Genomic DNA, 20735 nt, shown 5'->3' on the forward strand with positions numbered 1-20735 from the left:
CTTGCCGTTCGCCAATCCGGACCGGACTCACATTCGCGCCGCAGCAGTTGTTCGATTCAAGCCCGTATTGACCGATGCTGCGGCTTGTATATTTGGGTAGTAAGGGCGGAAACCGGACTTTCTCTGCAAGTGCGAAATCACAGAGCGCTCTTGGACAGAGCGGACATTCAATGCAACCAACTCGATCTTCGAACTAGTTAGGACAGGCCGCCAAGAAACCGGGCCTCCGCTGGCATTTCTGTCAACGACCGGCAAGGTTTGCTTGATCTGAAACATATCTGCTTCTGCGATGACCTAAAGAAGTATTATATGTTGGCTATGACAAAGGGTTCGAAAGCAAAAAGGCGGGCAAATTCGGCGACAACCCGCTCCACTTCAGGCTCGGGGTTCGCATTCGAAGACCTTGTCGCGGCTGATCTTCTGAGCCGGTTTTTGCTAGACATGCCAATCCCGACAATTGCGGTGCCCGGGGTCGAAATCCTCGCGCAAGCAGGAGCTGCGGGCTGGCGGATCGATGATCTCGTCTGCGTTGGGGCCGATGCTGAAGGCGAGCCGCGCAGGCTTGCGATTTCCTGCAAGAGCAATGTCCAAGTTACTGCGACCGGCTGGCCGCCCGAGTTCATTGTGGCAGCCTGGGATCTTTGGCGCGCAGGCTCTCCTTTCAATAGGAGGACCGACAGCATAGGATTAGTGACGCGCGGGCGTAATTCAAAGTTTGACGCAGTCTGGTCCGATCTCAAACTTTGGTGTGAAGATCCTGACCCGACGTTGGCATTGGGCAGAGTTAACGCCAGCCAGAAACACCGAAAAATGTTCGATTCTGTCCAGCAACCAGGCAAATCGAATGGTGAGCTACCGACAGATATTGAAACGATCGCGCTGATTGCGAAGCTTGAAGTTTACCCACTCGACTTTCAGCTCAGCCCGTCATTCAGCCTTGAGCAAGCCAAGCAACGGTGTCGATCGGCACTCAGTTCCGAATCCCACGAAGAGGCCAGCAGGTTGTGGGACGCCTTGGTAAAGTGTGCCGAGACCGCACGATTGGGCAACGGTGTTAATCGTTTGAGCGATCTCCTCCGAGAATTAACTACTCAATTTGAACTCAAAGCGCATCCCAGCATCGCCACGTCATGGAGAGCTCTCCTGAACCTTTCGCTTGATCAACGTGCCCATGTAGAGACAGCGCTCCCTAACGGTTATCTTGTCGAGCGCAGTCAAGAGTCTTCTCAAATGCTTCAAATGCTTGATGCGGCCAAGGCCTGCATCGTTGTAGGAGAATCCGGCGTGGGAAAATCAGCGTTGATTGCTGATGTGCTGGATCATGAATTCAGCGGCGAATCCCAGCTATGGCTAGGCTCAGATGCCCTTGCTGCTGCGTTGAGCTCAGTGGAACGAAACTCATTGGGCCTCAACCACGACCTCGAATTCATACTCGATCGCAGCCCGGGCGAGCACAAAGTGCTAATCCTCGACTCGCTCGAACGACTCGACTCTACCAAAACCCGGCAGCTTGTCGGCCTAGTATCAGCGCTTGCGACCAACAATTCGTGGCAGATCATCTTAGTTACACAGCTAGGCTTTGAGACACGAATTCGCGCAGCTGAAGTGCTTTCTGGTTTTCCAGTATTGCGGGTCCCAGCACTTTCGGACGTCGCAGTCCAGGCTGCCCTTTGCAGTGTTCCTTCACTTGCCTGGATCGCCAAAGATTCTACGGTACTACCCTTGTTTTCCAACCTCAGGACACTTGGCTGGGTAGTCGCCGCCGAAACCTCGTTTAGCGAGGAAAATAGCATAGTACCCACTTCGAGCGCCGAGATTGCGGATCGACTTTGGAAACGATGGACAATCGGATCAGCGGCAACCCAGCTTCAACGTTTGCTCGTTAGACTTGCTGTCCGCGACGCTGCATTCGAACGAAGCTTTGCGATCAGCGATCTCGATAGCGGTGATCTCGCAGCATTCGATCAGAGGTCGATTGAATTGCCGCTAGTTATTAACACACTCAATCGAATCGAGTTTCAACATGATCTTGCATCAGATTGGGCACGCTATCAGCGGCTAAAGGAAATTGCCTTTGACGTCGAGCAATGGTCCGCACTAGCGCCACAGCCGATGTGGATTCCCGCTCTTCGGTTGCTCGGGCAGTATCTTCTCGATCTCCCCGATCAGGCGCGTGAAGGTTGGGACCGTGCGTTTGAGCAGACGACTGCTGCGAGCAATATCGAGGCGAGCGACGTTTTGCTCGACGCACTTTGTCTCGATGCGCGTCTTGATCAACGTCTCGATGACAGGATCGAACTTTTTTTTGCGGATGACGGCGCGCTGCTGAAACGGTTGTTTCATCGCTTCCTCCATGTAGCCACAATTCCTAGCATCTCGAGCGATGCAGACATCGACAATGGGCTGCGCATTTATCTCGAAGCAGAAATGCGCTTCCCGCTCTTGGAGCGCTGGGGTTCGATGGGCCGCTTCCTAAGTCGGCACGCGACGAGGATTGGGAACCTCGGCGCACCGGTTGTAGCGCGTGTCTGCAAAGTCTGGTTAAATTTGCCGCACATGCTTGGCGAACAGCCGATGCCGCTTCGTGATATCATGGCAAAAGTGGCGCTCGAGACGGCCCGCACCGAACAGGTCATGAGTACTGCGCGCCGTTTTCACGGCGGCGGCGATACAGATAAGTTGATCTATGGAACCGCATTGGCTGGAGCGCCCGACTTGCCTGAGGAGGTGGCCACATTTGCCCTTGAAATGGCGCAACGTCGACCAATGGCGGTGGCAACGCAGGCACACCTCGACGCACTGCGTGCTGCCGATCACGCGGCCCGCCTCGCCCGCTTGAAGGATAGCCCACCACAACGGAGTTCCCCCAGTTCGATCTTCATATCCGGCCGCGAAGAGCTGCCACCCTGGCCCCTAGGGCCAAAAGCGCGCCTAATTGACGCGTTCCGCGATGCCGTACTTCATTCAAATGCTCTAGCTCCGCTCATGAGAACCGATCCTGCCGCTGCATCGGAGGTGCTCCTCTCATGTATCATCGAGGATCAGCCAGTCCGAGAGTATGGCCGCACCACTAGCTTGGATGAAGACCTCGGGCTCGAATTCGACCACGAAAGTTATCCGACGGCTTTTTGGAAGAGCCCATTCTTCACCTTCCTGAACACCCAGCCTGATGCGGCTCTTGATGCCCTCACACAACTGCTAGGTTTTGTGGTTGAACGCTTCGTTTCAGCAGCGCCGCCCGGAGCAACGATACCAGGTCTGTTAGTACGGGTTTCCGACGCAACCCCCCATAGATTCTCTGGTACTTGGTCGCACTTTGGCTGGTCCCAAAAGAATTCGACGTCCAATGGGCAGCTAAATTGTGCGCTTGACGCTCTTGAGCGCTGGCTGGTCCTCAAGATCGACGCCGGCGAAGACATCGGTCCCTTGTGCGAGCAGCTACTGGAGCTGGGCGGGTCTACCGCAATCCTCGGCGTGCTGGTCAATGCCGGTAAATATCAGCCCTCTCTGTTTCTCGGACCGCTCCGTCCCCTCGCTGGGATTGAGGAACTCTATTGGTGGGACCATGGACGGGTCAAACACGTTGAATTGAACTTCGACACCTACTCTTGGTCCCGCCAGGGTGAAGTGATCTTCAACACAGCGCGAGATTGGATACTCGCCCCGCATCGGCGGCTGGAATTCCGGACAGTCATCGGCGACCTCACGGCGCAGGACGCCGACTTCACCCGAAACCTTCTTAACAAAACCGCTGCCTGGGCGGTCCCTGAAGATGAGAAAGAACACTTGGAGCAGCGCATGTTGCTCAGCGAGTTCGATCCCGCCAATCGCCATCAGGTTCCGGACGAAGAGACCGGCGAGTTGGTTTCGAGACTCGTCTATCCCGACGATTTGCAGGCTGATGTCATTGCCTATCAATCCGAGGCCAACGTTACGTTGAAACCGATCACCTTACCACATCAGTGCCGACAGGTTTTGGCGCAAACTGGGCCGCTTGACGAGGCTGACTGCGACTATCTCGCTGGCCTTCTAGCGAGCGAGGATGATGAGCCAGAAGTAGAGGGGCAGGATAGACGGGTCATGTTTGCGGCGGCCGCAACCACGTTGATTGCGCGTGGCAGAGCTTGGATAGAACAAAACCGGGAGGCTAAACAACGTGCGGAAGCGCTCATCCGGCAAATAATCAATCAGGCTACCGGTGACGAAGAGCGGGATCGCACCACAAGCGACGAAGCGCTTTCTTTCGCAGCAATGGGAGCCTTGGATGCCGCATTAACGGCAGAAGACCCCCAAACCTGGGATGCGGAATTGGTCCGCGTGATTACCAGCGGAGACCGCGGTGCAATTGGTACGCTGATGACCGAAGCCTATCAACACAAGCTTAGTCTCGGACCCGCCTGGTATCGGCTGAACTTTATAATGTTGCTCGCTGCTGCTCTGGATCGTCTTTCGCCTCGCTTTGATGAGGAGGATCGTGCAGTCATTTGGCAGCGCTGGCTCGCACGTCTTCGGTCGCAGCCAACTTTCAGAATTGAAGCAACGCTCGCGAATGTCGATCCCGCCAACGTCGCGCGCCGGGCAGAGCGTTTGTTGGAGCGTCGGCGTGCACGACTATACCCAGACCAAGTAGCGCGTCTGAGCGGCAAGGGGCGGAGAGTCGCTGGGCTCAGTAGCCATACGTTAGAGGCTGGCTATGCCTGGCTACTCGACATCGAAAGCGTCGAATCCGTCTCCAAAGTAGTTGAAAACCACTCGTTGCTAGCAAATCTCTGGGCTTTTGAAGCATGGCGTATGGAGGGTGAGCGCGACGGTGACGCCGACGATGGTGAAAATGACGAGGAGTATGATCTACCCAGCGGATTGGGGTACGCGATCCTAAATGTGGCTCCAAACTATGTTATGGCCACCACGCCGGACGATTCCGAGCCATTATGGCGGGCAATCCTCAGTATTGGTCCCAATGGCCACCACGCAATTGAGCACTTCGCCAGTAGCTGGTTCCTTCTCCTGTATAAACGTCCGAATCCCGACCGTTTCGTAGCGGCCTGGAAAGACATGCTCGACTATGCATTCGCGGCAAACTGGTCTTCGGGTCGGCGTTGGTTTCGTGGGCGCCGAATGCTCATGAATCTGCTCGGTTTTTATGCACACAGCCAGTTGAGCCAAGCGGCTGACGTCTTGGCGCGGTTGCCGGATTTAGCAGACTATCACCGGCGCTGGGCGCAGAGTGGTGCACTTCGCGACGAAGATGACCTGACAACCTTCAGCCACTTTCTGACGACCGACGCGGGGAGCTTCATAAGGCTAGAGGGCATTTGTTGGATCAATGAAGCCCTTGCGCATCTTGACAAGTTTTACAGGTCCAGAACAGGCAACGACATTGTTGAGGCCGTCGACACCATTCTCACACAGAATGCCGACGAGCTTCTCAGGCAGGCCGAAGTGCGCGATGCCGTCATTTCTGTTGTCTCGAAGCTCGTAGCGGCGCAGGTGCAAACTGCAATGGGTCTTCAGGCGAGAATCGCTGCATTGAAGTAATAAGGTGGCAACCGCTCAAATTTGCGTCAATGCTCGACGCCGACTGAGCCCGGGATTACCAGTTCCAATATCTAAATCCTGCGCTGTGATCCGACTGACGCACGGAAGATGGTCTTAACACCGCTGCTGGCTGGATTGTTCAAACACAATTAACTCGCGCCAACTTGTCGTGACACGTTCGTATCGCAAAGCGCACGTTCCTAATATTTTCTGAATGAATAAGCAATCGTACCTATGCCAACAACGATCGTGTAGGCATGGACTAAGCCTCAGAAATTTGCGCAATATCACATTCGAAAAGGTGTTTATAGATCGGGTATTCGTGTGGAATTTCAGGCCAAACAGATTGTGCCACCAAAATATTGGGAAACGTTCGAAAGGCTATGCCTTCATATCTTTAAGGGTGTTTGGTCCGATCCGCTCGCGGAGATGCATGGTCGCCGCGGGCAGGCTCAGCATGGCGTTGACATTTATTCGTCCGCAACTAGCTCATTGCGAGCACGACATGGGGTGCAATGCAAGGGTAAGGATATTGGCTACGGCCATGCTGTGGAAACAAAAGAGCTTGAAATTGAGATTGCAAAGGCTGAGAGGTTCACGCCTTCACTGGCTCATTGGATTCTAGCAACTACAGCATCCCGCGATGCCAGGTTGCAGGCTGAAGCTCGCCGCATTTCAGATGAGCGCGAAAAGGCAGGCCAATTTACCGTTCAGGTGCTCGCTTGGGAGGACCTTCAGGAATTAATGGCCAACTCACCCAAGGTCATTGAAGAATTTTTTCCAGAGCATGCATTTGATCTGAGAGGCCTTGTTGACGCAATACACGCACTACCCAAGGCCAAGGACGTCGACTTGCTCATGTCCCGCCTTAGAGCAGATGCTGCAAACCCTCCCAATCTTGGCGGATGGAGCGAGATAACCTTTGATTCCAGTCGCGACCTCGGTCCAGCATTGCTCGGCCAGGGGCTGGGACCGGCCGATGCGGTCGCTTGCCCCCGTCTTATTGAAGCTGATCAAGCGCGGAAGCGCTTAGAAATCGGCTATTGGGCGCGATTGGTGGGAACTCCAGGAGCAGGCAAATCGGTGACCGCCTTTCAGACCGCCTACGAATTAGCCAAACAAGGTTGGCGGATATGGCGACTAGACGATCCGCAATTGCCCATTACCTCCGCACTCTTTGAGGACGATAACAAAAGAACACTCATTCTGATAGATGATGCTCATCTCATGCCTGCGGCGACACTACGCCGCCTCGAAGAGAGAGCGACCAAGGAGTTGCGTGTACTCTCTACACACAACGTAGTTGAAGGATCCGCCCTCCCAATCGGTTCGATTTTCTTAGACTCCAAGCGGGCGGTTAAGACGATCGCCCGTACTTTGCTCGAAAGACGGGAAGAGACTTTGGTAGCGGTGCGTCGCGCGGATGATCATATCGGCGACCGGTTCGCGGATGCAGACCTTGATCGACGTATTCTCTCCGCTGAGGATGCTTCGGAGCTACCGTGGCAGTTCTGCTTTATTCTCGGGGGCGGTTGGCGCAGGGCGAGGGAAATCGCGGCGAGCGCTCGCTTCGCTCGAGCAGATATCGTGTTAGCACTAGTCGCAACGCGACAATTAGCCAGCCGCGACGCTCGCGCGTCTTATCAAGACGTACGCCAATTGTGCGCTTCCGGGGCCATCTCTGACGCCGAATTAGACGAGGCAATTGATTGGCTGACCACCAATCGATTAATCATCTCCAAATCGGATATTCGCTGCCCGCACCAGTGGTTCGCCGTCGAGGTGCTGAAAGAGATTATCTCGGGTCAGACAAATGAGCGACTGCAGCAAATCATCAAAAATTGCCGAGCTGTGGTTGCGAATAAGGATTTTTCGCTCAATGGCGTGGCTTTCCTTCTCACTGAATTGGGCCGTCTGGATGTCTTTCGCTGGCGCAGGGCCACGTTGCTGGAGAATGAAACAATCGAGGCGTTGAAAGATCGGGCGTGGATTTCCAAGTCCGCCGAAGAGATTTCGTTTGCAGCGAACCTATTAACGGGTCTTGAGGCCTATGAGCTGAATTGGCCGCGTTCGACTTTGGAGCCACACCGATCCCAACTAGGTTCTTGGCTTTCGAATCCAAGGGACCCGTCCGGAATCGGATTGGCAAGCCTCATCAACAACGTATGGAACAAGGACGAGACATTCGCACGTGAACTGATTGCCCTTTGCGATCCAGAGGCGTTTTCCTCTGCGATCTCGGCTGCGACTCCTCAAGACGCATACAGTTTTACGCAACTTTTAGGGCGTTTGTGCCTCGGAGTATCCGACCGATGGAGAGATGCTTTTTTTCAAGCGCTGGACAAAAAGCACTTCCTTACACTTTCGCGCACATGGCCACTCGATCGTATTTGGGTCTTTGTCGAAGTTGTCTCTGTTTTTGACCACTTTGATCACGCATACGCGCTCGATTTACTTGACACCGGCATGTCCCAACTTTCAGCACGTTTTGAGCAAGCCCCGACGACTGCCTTCTCCGAATTTCACGATATATTTTGGCATGTGCTAAAGGTTTGGATACCGTTAGGGCCGACGTCGAAACAGGCAAAACGGAATAGCCGCGAAGCGCGCATTGCTAGGATGATCATGGGCAATGCGAACCCGTTGACAATTGCGGAGCAATTCTCCTCGACAAAACGGCGTGACCTCGGGGAGGTAGCTGCGATTTTGTCGGTGATGCGCCGAATTCACTCAAAACGATTCGAAAAAATAACTGCCGAGCTAGCGTGGCCCAAGATAGAGCGAACGATAGGTGAGGGCTGGCGGGATTTGGACCACAAAGAACTCAACATTCTGTGCATCGCCTCGCAACGGAAAGCCACACATAGTGTAATAAATGAATTGCTTCTGAGGCACGCGGCAAAAATGAATGTGGTCGACACGCGTGTAGCCGCTTTATTTCCTGAGGCCGCACTTGCAGCCTACGATGCAGGAGCCGACATCGCTATCGGCCGATCAATGACTTTCGATTGGGTATTAGCAGCATTTGCGCTGCACAAGATCGCGCAGCTGCGAACCGAAGCCGCAATTGACGTTGCTCGCAAAAGTCTCCCAAAGATGATTGAAGGATTTGAGCGCGACCAAGCTAACACATACGCAGACGTCAATCTCTACATAGATACGCTTCGAGAGTACGCTCCCGAAGTCATGGCTGAAGGGCTCGATGCGCTGAATCCGGAGAAAGCAAGGGTTGCGTGGGCAAACGCCTTACGCACCGGTGGGAAATCTCGCCGAGCGGCAGCAGCTCTAGTTGCCGCTGCCATCGAGCGGCCCGGCGTGATCCGCGAGACAGCCAAACAACTGCGCAATCAGTTCCCCAAGGCGTCCGTTCCTTCGAGCAAGTATTAGATTGCAGCCCACCCGGTGCGAAACGATCCGAAGAACATCTATCTCGACGACTAACGAACTTTTGACAAATTTAGCCCATCTTCCAACGGCAGCATTGGGCCGATGCGACATCAAGGGTTGGCACCTTGCTGCTACTTGCGCTGCATTTTGTTTGATCTAACCTGCTATGTATGGATTTGATTTACCCGATAAACTTCGTCGGCCACGATAAGTGGATGGACGGTGGATACGAACCCAAACTGGCACATGGCGACGTCATTACTCGCGACAGTGAAGTTCTCGGAAGCTGGCGGGTCGTGGATTACGACCACAAAGACGAATATTCGAGTGGGCGGTTCGAGTTCATCTTGAATGGAGATGGTGTTGTGAAGTTCGCTGAGGATTTTGCGATGCTCGACGTCCGGACCAGCCGTGGGTTTGCATTGTCAAACCTGACCAGAGCCATCCGCGAATGGCACGAGAATGAATGGAAATGAGGATTTGGGTAGGTTTGCTTGCATTGGCTGGGGATCGTTGATTTGGGAGCCCGGCGACTTGCCTATTTCGCATGAATGGCGCGAAGATGGGCCAGAGATGCAGCTTGAGTTCGCCCGAAAATCGAACGATGGCCGCATGACACCTGTTGTGTGCAAACAGGGAACACTCTGCCCGACACTTTGGAACACTCTGTCATCTACTTCGTTGGAGGAAGCGCGCGACGCACTTGCCAAGCGCGAAGGCCTCCCGAGCAACAGGAATGCTGCATTCTGGACGAGTTCGGGAGCATCTGGTCACCATGGTGCGGAACTTGTTGAGGCTTGGGCGAAAAAACATGATTTCGCGGGCATCGTATGGACTGGTCTTCCCCCAAAATCACCAGTCACGGATCAGAACAACGATCATCCGTCTATCGAGGAAGTCATCACGCACCTCAGCGGCCTCACGGGACATTCCGTTAATAGGGCCGAAGAGTATGTTCGTAGAGCACCAATCCAGATTGCCACTGCGTATAGAACTCGCATTGTCCAAGAGTTTGGTTGGGACTGACTAAAATATAGGTAGTTTCGTAGTCACCAAGGTCAGCTTTGAGGAAGCTGCAATGCGGCACTGGTCGCCAAGGCAAGTGTCGGGTATGGGCCGCCCTCGTGATCAGCTACTATTGGGGCAGGGGGCTTTGCTGCAACGGCACCGAAGTCGGCAGCGAGCCCAAAGTCACAAATTCTGCAGAGCGAACGAACAATCACAAGGCGTCATAAGCCGGACATTAACTGACGCGAAAGCGGTTCTTGCTTCAAGTCAAAGGCGGAGATGTTTCTCCCAATCAACGCCGTGACATAAGTCTAAACACCGAAACTGAGATGTACCTCAGGACCAAATGCAACCCTCGGGCGGGTCGATGGCAACCACGTCCTTGTATTGTTCTGGAGCCAATTCCTCAAATGTTGGGCCGGGAAAGGGACGGGCGCGGATCCAACCCTTCCAGCGTCCGAAGAATTCAGCGTCATCAAGAACCACGTCGGGCTCAGCCCATTGGCATGGCCTCGCAAATTGCAAGGGCATCAAAACTGAACCATCTCCAAAAGTGTCTCGAAAATCCGCGTCATCTCCAAGGACTGCTTCTGAGAAGTCAACGTTTCGAAATGCCCCGCCGGTGTTTTTGAGGTGGAACAGTGTTGCACCGCCAAATTGAACTTTCTCGGCCTCGCTTCCAGCGATGAAACTATAGCTAAGGATAGCACCACGCAAATTGGCAAGCGTGAAATCCACGTTCTTGGCATAAGCAAACCGAAAATCGGCGCCCCACAGCCTAGATTCCTCAAACGATACGTTTCTCAATTTTGCTCCCATAAAAATAACGCCCTCTGCATTTTCGAGTTCTGAAAAGTCGGAATCTACAATCTCAGACGTTGCAAAATCTGCCATTCGAATATCTGCGCCTGCAAAGTCAACCGAATAGATTTTGGATCCAAAGAAATTTGCGCCCTGAAGACTAGCAGAAACTAAGGTCGAATCTTCGAGTCTTGAAAAGGCCATAAAGGAACCAAGCATATTCGATTCTGAAAGGCGCGCGCCTTGCAATAGAATTCGAGGAAACTCTTTGGGATGAAGGTTGGCAAATAACGTTCTTCTTTCTTTACGGAATGCCGGGACGAAGCTACCTATTTGCTCGAAAATATGGACATCGCATTCGTTTGGAAGGGCCTGCTCGCCGCAGTATTCTCGAGAGTATTCCTCGCGATGTATTGAGTAATCAGGGACTTGATCAGAAATTCCGGAAAAGTCATACCTATTGAGTTCTAAAATCTGATTCATAAAAGTATTGATATGGCCAGCTCGACTATAGCTCAAAAATGATATTGCAACTGCACCAATCAATACTATTAAAAAAGCGCATCCGGTAAGTAATCCTCTCAACTTTCCCGAGGTTTTTCCAGAAATATGTAGTGCGGTAAGAAAAGAGGACGCCACCATAATAGAAATTATTAGGGAGTGTATCAGCGTTGTGAAAATGGTTGGATCGACATAGCTACCACCGAGCGCGACGACTGTGGCGAGTGGCACCCCAAAGATCGAAATTGCAAATACGATCTTGACCACAAACGTGTATGGGTCTGAGGAGTGCGTTGCGAGGGTCAAGGACCCAAACCATGGTGTAACAACGTCTCCAACTCCGCCCTTGGAATGTCCTTTGGTTATTTCTGAATAGAACCACCACAGCCTCGACAAAACTGAGAAGAAGTAAACACTAACTAAAACAATCAGTATTGATAGAAAAAGAAAGAAGTTCTGTGGCGCGACTGTGCTGCCTACAAACGGAAGTTTCAGAGTCTCGGCATTGGTGAGAATTTCTGCATCGCTTGTGGAAGCAAGTGCTATAGCGCCAATTGCACAACCAGTAAGTATTGCCAGCCACGTGTTTCTTGCTGACTTTGATAATGCTTCGACCATCTTCAATAAGTGTTCTGAAGGAAGCCCTGATTCTTTTGCCACCATATCAAGCCCTTATCGGTTGTGTTTACGGCCATCTAAACCTAAGCCAGCAAGGCATTCGGCCATCAAATTTTACACGAATCAGAGCACAAGACCGTACGAAGTGACCTTTTGCTCCGATCCAGTAATGACTGCAGGACATTATACGATTTTGAAGCTAAAGACATGGGGACTCTCAGGTCTGAACGGTTTGCTGTCGTAGTAAAGGGCTGCTCACCCCTATGCCATTTCTCGTAGGTGTTGCGAAGTGTACAAGACCGGTCGTTCATATTGAAAGCATAAGCAACCGCTTTGTCCTGCGATGTGTGAGTTCGACAGAGCCGGGAGTTCGCACTTGCAGCAAATGACCGCAAAGCGGGCTGCGACCGCAGAATCTTGCCTGGGTGCTCAGTGTCCGGAATGGGCCGTCCTCGTGATCAGCAATTGGCGGGGCAGGGGGCTTTGCTGCAACGGCACCGAGGTCAGCAGCGAGCCCAACCCGTGAGTTCGAAATTCATGCTGCCTGCGCACGCAGCATAGATTTTGCGGCGAGCGCATCATCTTGAACACTGCAATGCGGCGCAAGGAGCGGCCATTCGTGCTGTGCGCAGCGAAATTTCGTTAAGCAATGAGCCAGACGCGGGACTTTGCCGGCTTTTGCTTCTGCTGTGCATATATCGGCTTTGGATGATGGGCCGGATCAAAAATGGTCTTTTACGCCAATGACATAAACTAAAGGGACTTGTCGCTGGCTCGCCTGAACATAGCTTTACTCCACAATTCGGTAAGCAACACCTCCGAACTCACTACGCCGTGTGTGAACTCCAACCACGGCGTTCGTTTCAAGATCAATTATTGGGCTACCTGAGGTCCCTGGACCGGTGTCACAAAGGTGGTAGAGGAGGTCATTCTCCCACTTGAGAGCCTTGCAATCTGTTGCGCCCCAAACAGCCCTTTTTTCATTGCCCCCACGAATGTAGATAACACCCAATTGAACGCCTTCTGCGCCGGTGCTCGGGTCAGTGTTGAGGGGTCGGAACGCATCACTAATTGGTTGCTCAAGACGCAAGGTTGCGTATCCACCCGTTCCATCATCTCGGTAGATTTTTGGGTCCTCATCTGAAACATCGTAGACTTCGAACTCTCCTTCCGAGATTGAAGTTTCCAGACCGTCAGGGAAGAGCTCGAAACGTATACGTTGGTATTCTTGATCAACGCAATGCCGAGCCGTTGCGATCTGATCCTGAGATACAATAAATGCGGTGCAAATTCTAACTGGCTGATTTGCATCCATTATTTTCAACCGACCTACAGATCGAGCTAACTGACGGACGGGATGATCAACGTCAAACCCCGACACGAGACCAGAATCGTCGGGGCCAACGATACCGCCTAGATACTGCTGCGAAGGACTGAGTTGAGGGATAATGGTTGCATCCGGCCGTTTTATTTGCTGTTCGGCCATCTCTCTAAGTTCATCTTCGTTGAGCGTGCTTAGAACTCCAGCTCGCACAAGAAAAAGTAAGACAGCAGCTCGCTCAGCATTAGATTTTTCAGAATTTGTAAGCTCGGAACGTACGATTTCATACTGAAACTCTCTTTCTCTGGCTTCAGCTTCGAGCTTCGCAAGGTTTTCGCTCGCAGCAAGCTCCAATTCTTGCTTCAAACGGGCTTCACTTTTTCCTAGTTCGTTTCGAACTCCCTCCAAGGTAATCGTGTTAACGGTTTCGTCTTTGGCAGTAAGGCGTTCAAAAACAAAAGTTGCTGTAAGGGTTAGAATGCCCGCTACTGCCGCGACAACTGGAGTATTCCAAAGAAATTTTGTTCTTTCTGATGCGAGCCGCTCAGTTTCAAGCGTTCTTTGGGCCTCACGGTCATCCGCACCAAGTATATGTTCCGCAATTTTCGCGCGTATGCTTTCAGGAATTTCTTGGTTCGACAGAATATCAATATCGTCTGAATTCAATGTTTTCTCCTTGCACTGAGAGGCTAAGGGCATTGCATAAGCTTACGGCAGGCGCGCGCTCTGGACAACTTTCAGGTGAAAATATCAAAAACCCCTGGTTAAAACCATTTGCTCAAAAACGGTCGTTTTTGTTTCTTGCGTCGATCCACCCGCAAGCATTGAGAAACCTTGTACCACAAACCCCAGGGCAAAACTCGGTTTGATTTTGTCACGCTTTTGGCCGCAGCCCGAGGAGCGGACATTCGTGCATGGTCCAGCATTGAACAATTTGGGCTCGTAGTCGACTTCGGAGGTAGTGCAGCATCTGATCCTTTCCGTAATGCGTTCCAGAAACTCGCGGCCCACTCCCGTCGTTCGAGAAGATGCGAAATTGCTGCGCCCGCAATCCGCAATGCGGATATTCGCTGAGTGAGCAAACCGGGGGTTGCTCAAACCGACACTATGCGCAATGGAGCCAAACTCAATTGGCTGGCTTCTATGCGGAAGTTCAACCTTTCTAAGGTTCCGTACTGCTTTCACGCCACTTGGGCTTTTTGACCTCAAATCCGAGAAGTCGAAGCCTGACAGGAAGTAATTTAAGCTTTCATCACTTGCCTTGGTTTGGCAGGAGTTCCTTCTCTAGTAGACATCTGATGGGGGGCTCTCCCCTTTAGGGTCAAGGCCAAGTCTTTGTAAAACATACTCTCATCATCAAACCACCACCGGTGCGAGTAAACGTCTCCATCATCAATTGGCTTGGCGAAAGTTTTGTAACGTGGCTCACAGTCGACATCGAAATGTTCTTGCGAGATTTGGGGTGGCAAGCCCGCGCGCCCCAACCGGTCTTTGAAGCCATTGATACGACGTGACCACTTCAAAATATCATCGGCACCGTTGTGATAGTTGGTCAATCGTCGAGATCGATATTCCATCACCAACGCCGTCTGATTTCCTTTGTCCATGGCCTCTGCCGCTAAGTCAGCGGATGCAAAGCACACTTGTTCCAACATCCATTTGCTGCCGGGCCCAACCCCATCTCCGAACTGCCCAAATCCAAATGATGTCAGATGCGCACCCATGGAGTGCGCAAAGATATGTACTTTCGGTGGTGGTGACAAACCGAGCAAGGGAAAAATGGCATCCTCTACGAGGGAATGAGCAACCGCTTCGGCATCCTCCAGGTCAGGATTGTAGGCTGTCGGTCGACCTTCACTTGGCCAGTCGAACCCGACAACGACGCCCGGAAAATTGTTTTGCGCCAAACCGTTCTCAATCTTGACCAAACGAGCCAGCATATCCGATTGCAACGTATTGAAGCCGTGAACAAAGATCACAACACCTTTGTCACCTCCAGCGGCAACCACCCGCTTCAACCACTCGGCCTGGCTGACGATTTCATTTAATCCACTGGCCGCGGCCCAATCAACGTATCGTGTGTCTTTGGACCTCGCGCGCGTGAACTTGCGAGTCGAGCTGTTGTAGCGCCGGCGCGAAAAAAACAAGGACATCAAACCACCCCAATAAAAGTCTACGAACTTATAGTATGTAGAGTGGCACAATTACCCGATTTCGCAAATCACGGGCGAACACTGAACGAGTTAGGGTCAGGATGCATTGATTTTCGATGCGCTGCGTGATTCACGGCTTGGAAAACGGAGCGGTGATATGAGCGACCTTTTCTGGCTGACCGACGAGCAGATGGCCAAGCTTTCCCCTTTCTTCCCGAAGTCGCACGGCAAGCCTCGGGTTGATGACAAACGGGTTCTGAGCGGGATTATCTTCAGGTTCCGTTGCAAACTTTTGGCCATTGACGCTTTCGGAATTAACGAATGAATGACTGTCGGTCATACCAAGTCGAAAGCCAGCTCATGATTTCCTTGAAAGGCGCACAGTATCCGAAAGATGTGATCCTATTCGCAGTATTCTTCTACGTTCGATACGGTGTTTCCTACCGCGAACTGGAAGAGATCATGGCGGAGCGAGGTGTACCCGAAGCCTTGGGACGTGGTCATGTGCAATGAACACAATCAACAGTGCAACGTAGATAATCCTTGCCAGATTGAGGTGGCACCTGATTGTGTGACCTGAAATTGAACGGCTTTTGGGGAGAAGCGCGTGCCGGACGAACAAGAACAGGACTACGAAGGCGAATTACGCATTCACGAAGCACTGGATGTTGCATCGACGACGCCTGTATTTGCACTGTCTTTCTTGATGGCATTTGCTGTGATGATATTGCAGATCGGTCCCTCGAACCTGACACTGGCCGCTATCGCATCTCTAGTCATGTTGCTGATCATGAATGTGATGGGGATGAAAAGCTATTACGCCCTGCGTAACAAACCAAGACCCAAATCAATCTCGAAGAGGCGATTGAAGGTTATTCTCATCACCTCACTGATCCTTGGAACGGGCTGGGGTAGCTTCAACTTTTTTATGATGCCGGTTTTGGCGCCGCATGAGCAGATGGTTCTATATCTATTTGCATTTATCGGAGCATTTGGCGGCTCCACAACATTTTCACTCAGGGTATCTTGGGGCTTCTCAAGCCCAGTTCTTTTTCTAACTTGGCTGTCCATGCTTCTATGGGGCCCCCTGGAATGGTATTTTAATACGCTTACTATATTGGGCACGATTCTGGTCATTACTCAGTTAACGCTATTAACCAGAAAAAGTGCGATCAACGGCATCAAGTTGACGCTGGCCAATACTAAGGCGCTGAACGATCAGCTTAAGGCCGAAAACCGGATACGTGAATTGGCGCGCATCCCGGAAGAGAACCCGAACCCGGTGTTGCGTATCACCGATCAGGGCGAACTGACTTATGCAAACAAGGCAAGCGCTCCGTTAATCGAAGCGCTGCAGCTAAAAGTTGGTGATCGAGTGGGAACGGGTTGGCGCAAACGTGTTGCCAAGGGTTTACAGGAAGATCAACGGGCAGATTTCCAGTATAAAGCTGGTGGTCAGACCTATTCTCTTTTGCTGTGGCCGGTTCCGGAAGGAGGATACGCGAATATCTACGGTCGGGATATTACGCGGCAAAAACGGGTGGAGAGCGAGTTGCGGGTGGCCCGCGATATAGCAGAAACCGCTAACAAGACCAAAAGCACTTTCCTTGCTAATATGAGCCACGAACTGCGCACACCGCTGAATGCGATTATTGGATACAGCGAACTAATGCTGGAAGAAGCCTTCGACCAGAAGGATGACGCAAACCTGAGCGACTTGAAGAAGATACAATCCGCCGGAAAACATTTGCTTGCCCTGATCAACGACGTATTGGACCTGTCCAAGATCGAAGCTGGCAAGATGGAGTTCGATCTGGAAACTTTCGACGTCTACCAGATGATCAAAGATGTCAGCGCGACAGTGCACCCGTTGGCCCAGAAGAACGACAACACCTTGGAAGTCTTGTGCTCCGAAGATGTCGGGGAAATGGTCTGTGATTTGACCAAGGTGCGCCAGGCATTACTCAACCTTCTGTCCAACGCTTGCAAATTCACCGAAAACGCGAAGATCAACTTGTCGGTTGTTCGGTCGAAGGAGACAGATCAACTGGAATTTTCAGTAGCCGACCAAGGCATCGGCATGTCACCCGAACAAGTCGACAAGGTATTTGAAGCTTTCACTCAGGCGGACTCCTCCACTACACGCAACTATGGAGGCACGGGTTTGGGACTGTCGATCACCAAGGTCTTCTGCGAGCAGCTGGGTGGCGACATTCATTGCGCCAGTACTCTCGGCAAAGGGTCAACTTTCACCATTCGCCTTCCGAGTGTCTGCCGTGATCCTTCAACAGACATTCTGCGGGACACAGGGCACTCAGAGGACGATCCAAACAGCGACCCAAACGCTCCACTGGTTCTGCTTATTGACGACGATCCGACAGTGCATGACCTCTTGGGACGACGGATGCGCAGGGAAGGATATCGTACTCTTGCCTCGACTAAAGGCGAGGAAGCGTTGGAGCTGGCACGAAAGACCAAGCCTGACGCCATTACGTTGGATGTGTTCATGCCCGAGATTGATGGCTGGGCCGTGTTGTCTAAACTGAAAGACGACCCGGAACTGGCCGACATACCTGTCATCATGCTGACCTTCGCTGAAGATCGCACCCGCGGATTGTCGCTGGGCGCAAGCGAATACTTGGGTAAGCCGATCGACACTGTCGAGCTGCTGAGTGCTCTCAAAGAGCATTGCCCCATCGTGTCGACCCCACGCGTGCTGGTTGTCGAGGACGAAGCCGCTACGCGTGAAATGATCTGCCGTGTTCTTGGAAGGGAAGCCTGGCAAATTGACGAGGCGGTCAACGGATTGGACGCGCTTCAACGTCTCTCTGAAGCTGTGTCGGACGTGATTTTGCTGGATCTCATGATGCCCGAGATGGATGGTTTTGAATTTTTGGCAAGGGTGAGGAAGAATCCGGACTGGAAAGACATTCCTGTTATCATCGTAACTGCAAAAACCCTGTCCCGCGAAGACCGCGCGCGCCTGAATGGCTCGGTCCAGACCTTGATCCGCAAGGATGGGGATGAAATCGAAACCATTCTGAGCCGGTTGAACGAAATCCTGCCAACTTCGCGATCCGGGGACACATAGGTTGTGAACGACTTTCTTGATCCCGAGGCTCAGCAAGATCGGGCCATGTGGCTGGCAAACTTGCGCCAGAACCTGATCTCGCCGGTTAGCGCGATCGTCGGGCTATGTGAGTTTCTCGAATCTGAAGCCAACCGCCTTGCCCTGAAGGACGCCGCAACTGATCTAGGTCGGATTTCCCAAGCCGCGACCGAGCTGAGTGTGTTTGTGGACCAGCTTCTGCATCAGGGTATGGTCTCGAAACTCACGATCAATGGCGATGAAGGCGTGAAACGACTTCGTCACGATTTGCGCACGCCTATGAATGCGATCAAAGGCTACAGCGAAATGCTGCTTGAAGATCTGGATGACCTGAACGCAGGACATCTGGAGGCAGATCTGCGCGGGTTGCTGGAGCACACGGAGGCTCTTTTGCGGCAAATTGATGTCCTCGCCTCTTTGACCGACAACTCATCCGGCGATGGCTTGAAAATTCCTGAGGCGTCGCACGGCACGGCCGCGATGTTCGCGAGTCTCGCTCAAAGCATGCGCTTGGTTGATCCGATTACGAAGACTGCTTCGTTGGCCGGATCCATCTTGGTCGTGGATGATGTGGAAGCCAACCGGACGCTCTTGGCCCGACGGCTCGAACGGGATGGTCATCAGGTCTGGACCGCCGACGGGGGGTATCCAGCCCTGGAAAAGCTGTCTCAACAAGCCTTCGATCTGGTTCTGCTTGATCTCATGATGCCGGACATCAACGGCTATGATGTGTTGAAACAGTTAAAAGAAAACGATGACTGGCGCGACATCCCGGTCATTATGATTTCCGCCCTCGATGAGATTGAAAGCGTCGCCCGCTGCATTGAGGTCGGTGCAGAGGATTACCTTCCTAAACCATTCAACCCAATCTTGTTGCAAGCCCGGATCAGCGCCGCGCTTGAGAAAGGGCAGTGGCGCGAGCGAGAGCGCCTGTATCTATCGCAGATGGAGGCAGAGAAGCAGAAATACAAAGACCTGTTGCACAGTATCCTGCCGCAAAAGATCGTGACGCGCTTAAACGACGGAGAGACTACGATTGCCGATCGTCATGACGATGCGACTGTCCTGTTTTCGGACATCGTTGGCTTTACGGAGATGTCGGCAAAATTGCCACCCGCGCAGGTGGTTCAATACCTTAATCGGGTTTTTTCAGGCTTCGACAAAACCGCATCGGAACTTGGTGTCGAAAAGATCAAGACAATCGGAGACGCGTATATGGTCGCCGCCGGAGTGCCTGATCACCGGGGCGACCATGCTGAGGTGATCGTTGAGATGGCACGTCGGATGCAATCTCAAATCGAAGCGCTGAACCATGATTTGGATTACCCCATGCACCTCAGGATTGGCGTTCACAGTGGACCCGTAGTTGCCGGAATAATCGGGTCGCATCGATTCCTCTACGATGTTTGGGGAGATACAGTGAACTTCGCCAGTCGTCTTGAATCAACAGGCTCGCCGGGCCGCATCCAGATCTCAGAGGAAACCGCGAGGCGGGTTGCGCATCGCTTTGAGCTATCTGATCCCATGGACGTAAGGATAAAGGGCAAAGGGCAGGCCAAAACCTTCTATGTCCTCGGACGCAGGTCCAACCTATAGTAGACCGGCGTCGTCAAGAGGCAGGCAGAAGCTTTTCCATTTTCTCTAGCAAGCGGTCGAGTTCGACAGGCTTGGTATCGAAGTCATCGCAACCTGCCTCAAGCGCCTTTTCCCGGTCGCTGGCCATTGCGTGCGCGGTCAGGGCAACCACTGGGATCGAGGCGGTCTCGGGCTCTGCCTTGATACGCCGCGTAGCCTCCCACCCATCAATTTCCGGCAAGCTCATATCCATCAAAATGATGTCCGGAGATTCGCTGCCGGCCATGGATACGCCCTCCAACCCATCTTTAGCGGCAACGACGAGGAACCCCTTACGTGCCAATCTGCGCGAAAGCATATCGCGGTTCATTTCGTTATCTTCCACCAACAGAACTTTAGTCAAAATCCCCCCTTGCGCCTTAGCGCGTTTTGACTGCACACAATATTGAGCGGTTCCAGATCAACGTTCAAGACGCCAGCTAAGTCGCAAGATTGTGCAAACCATCTCGACTGCTGCAGTCTTTCATCAATTCAGTATTACACAAAGTGTATTTTGATCGCCAATAGCCACCGAAGGTTCATTTTTTGAAAGCCGGGTCGGACCAGATCTGACATTCAGCAATTATACCGACTTGCGCGGTCGCTGCGAATGCTCGTGCAAATGGTCAAGGTCAGGGCAGGCTCGTTCGACTATCGGAACTTTGCCTCTCAGCGAATTTCATCG

At 52.5% G+C, this 20735-nt stretch carries 10 protein-coding genes and 2 pseudogenes; 8 read left to right on the forward strand and 4 right to left on the reverse strand.

The annotated features are described in order from the left end of the window. The first annotated feature begins 258 nt into the window (after positions 1-258). The 4 genes from AC2FLE_RS17535 (at position 259) to AC2FLE_RS17550 (ending at position 9951) form a co-directional block, all read left to right on the forward strand. On the forward strand, positions 259-5538 hold the full coding sequence (locus AC2FLE_RS17535; RefSeq protein WP_496698634.1) for a hypothetical protein: 5280 nt from the start codon (positions 259-261) through the stop codon (positions 5536-5538). A gap of 324 nt (positions 5539-5862) precedes the next feature. Next, a complete protein-coding gene (locus AC2FLE_RS17540; RefSeq protein ID WP_496698636.1) occupies positions 5863-8925 on the forward strand; it encodes a hypothetical protein in 3063 nt (1020 codons plus the stop codon). 170 nt (positions 8926-9095) lie between these two features. Continuing rightward, positions 9096-9401 (forward strand): hypothetical protein, encoded by a 306-nt coding sequence (locus AC2FLE_RS17545; protein WP_496698637.1) that lies wholly within the window; start codon positions 9096-9098, stop codon positions 9399-9401. After that, positions 9388-9951, forward strand: a complete 564-nt coding sequence (locus AC2FLE_RS17550) for a hypothetical protein (RefSeq protein ID WP_496698639.1) — start codon at positions 9388-9390, stop codon at positions 9949-9951. Before AC2FLE_RS17545 ends, AC2FLE_RS17550 begins: the two co-directional genes overlap by 14 nt. Positions 9952-10269: 318 nt before the next feature. Here AC2FLE_RS17550 and AC2FLE_RS17555 read toward each other — a convergent pair whose 3' ends face one another. From AC2FLE_RS17555 to AC2FLE_RS17565, 3 genes are all read right to left on the reverse strand, one after another. After that, on the reverse strand, positions 10270-11898 hold the full coding sequence (locus AC2FLE_RS17555; protein ID WP_496698641.1) for a pentapeptide repeat-containing protein: 1629 nt from the start codon (positions 11896-11898) through the stop codon (positions 10270-10272). A 745-nt stretch (positions 11899-12643) separates the two neighbouring features. After that, a complete protein-coding gene (locus AC2FLE_RS17560; RefSeq protein WP_496698642.1) occupies positions 12644-13840 on the reverse strand; it encodes a trypsin-like serine peptidase in 1197 nt (398 codons plus the stop codon). A gap of 575 nt (positions 13841-14415) precedes the next feature. Continuing rightward, positions 14416-15327, reverse strand: a complete 912-nt coding sequence (locus AC2FLE_RS17565; RefSeq protein WP_496698643.1) for an alpha/beta fold hydrolase — start codon at positions 15325-15327, stop codon at positions 14416-14418. A gap of 157 nt (positions 15328-15484) precedes the next feature. On the opposite strand from AC2FLE_RS17565, the pseudogene AC2FLE_RS17570 reads away from it, so the two are divergent. The 4 genes and pseudogenes from AC2FLE_RS17570 to AC2FLE_RS17585 all read left to right on the forward strand — a co-directional run. Next, positions 15485-15601, forward strand: a pseudogene (locus AC2FLE_RS17570) (IS5/IS1182 family transposase); the annotation flags it as partial. A gap of 86 nt (positions 15602-15687) precedes the next feature. Beyond that, positions 15688-15807, forward strand: a pseudogene (locus AC2FLE_RS17575) (IS6 family transposase); the annotation flags it as partial. A 127-nt stretch (positions 15808-15934) separates the two neighbouring features. Next, positions 15935-18418 carry a response regulator gene (locus AC2FLE_RS17580; RefSeq protein WP_496698645.1) on the forward strand — a complete coding sequence of 828 codons (2484 nt, stop codon included), beginning with the start codon at positions 15935-15937 and terminating at the stop codon, positions 18416-18418. A 3-nt stretch (positions 18419-18421) separates the two neighbouring features. Next, positions 18422-20032 (forward strand): adenylate/guanylate cyclase domain-containing protein, encoded by a 1611-nt coding sequence (locus tag AC2FLE_RS17585; RefSeq protein WP_496698647.1) that lies wholly within the window; start codon positions 18422-18424, stop codon positions 20030-20032. Between the two features lie 13 nt (positions 20033-20045). Here the strand turns inward: AC2FLE_RS17585 and AC2FLE_RS17590 are convergent, their stop codons facing one another. Further along, entirely contained in the window at positions 20046-20414 is a 369-nt protein-coding gene (locus AC2FLE_RS17590; protein ID WP_496698648.1) for a response regulator, read from the reverse strand. Between the last annotated feature and the right edge of the window lie 321 nt (positions 20415-20735).

The sequence above is a fragment of the Ruegeria sp. CDSA077 genome (assembly GCF_059612265.1).

What these genes read in the sequence shown, in the direction of transcription:
- AC2FLE_RS17555 (WP_496698641.1), bottom strand. Translation starts at nt 11,898, where the DNA reads ATGGTGGCAAAAGAATCAGGGCTTCCTTCAGAACACTTATTGAAGATG.
- AC2FLE_RS17545 (WP_496698637.1), top strand. Translation starts at nt 9,096, where the DNA reads ATGGATTTGATTTACCCGATAAACTTCGTCGGCCACGATAAGTGGATG.
- AC2FLE_RS17565 (WP_496698643.1), bottom strand. Translation starts at nt 15,327, where the DNA reads ATGTCCTTGTTTTTTTCGCGCCGGCGCTACAACAGCTCGACTCGCAAG.
- AC2FLE_RS17550 (WP_496698639.1), top strand. Translation starts at nt 9,388, where the DNA reads ATGAATGGAAATGAGGATTTGGGTAGGTTTGCTTGCATTGGCTGGGGA.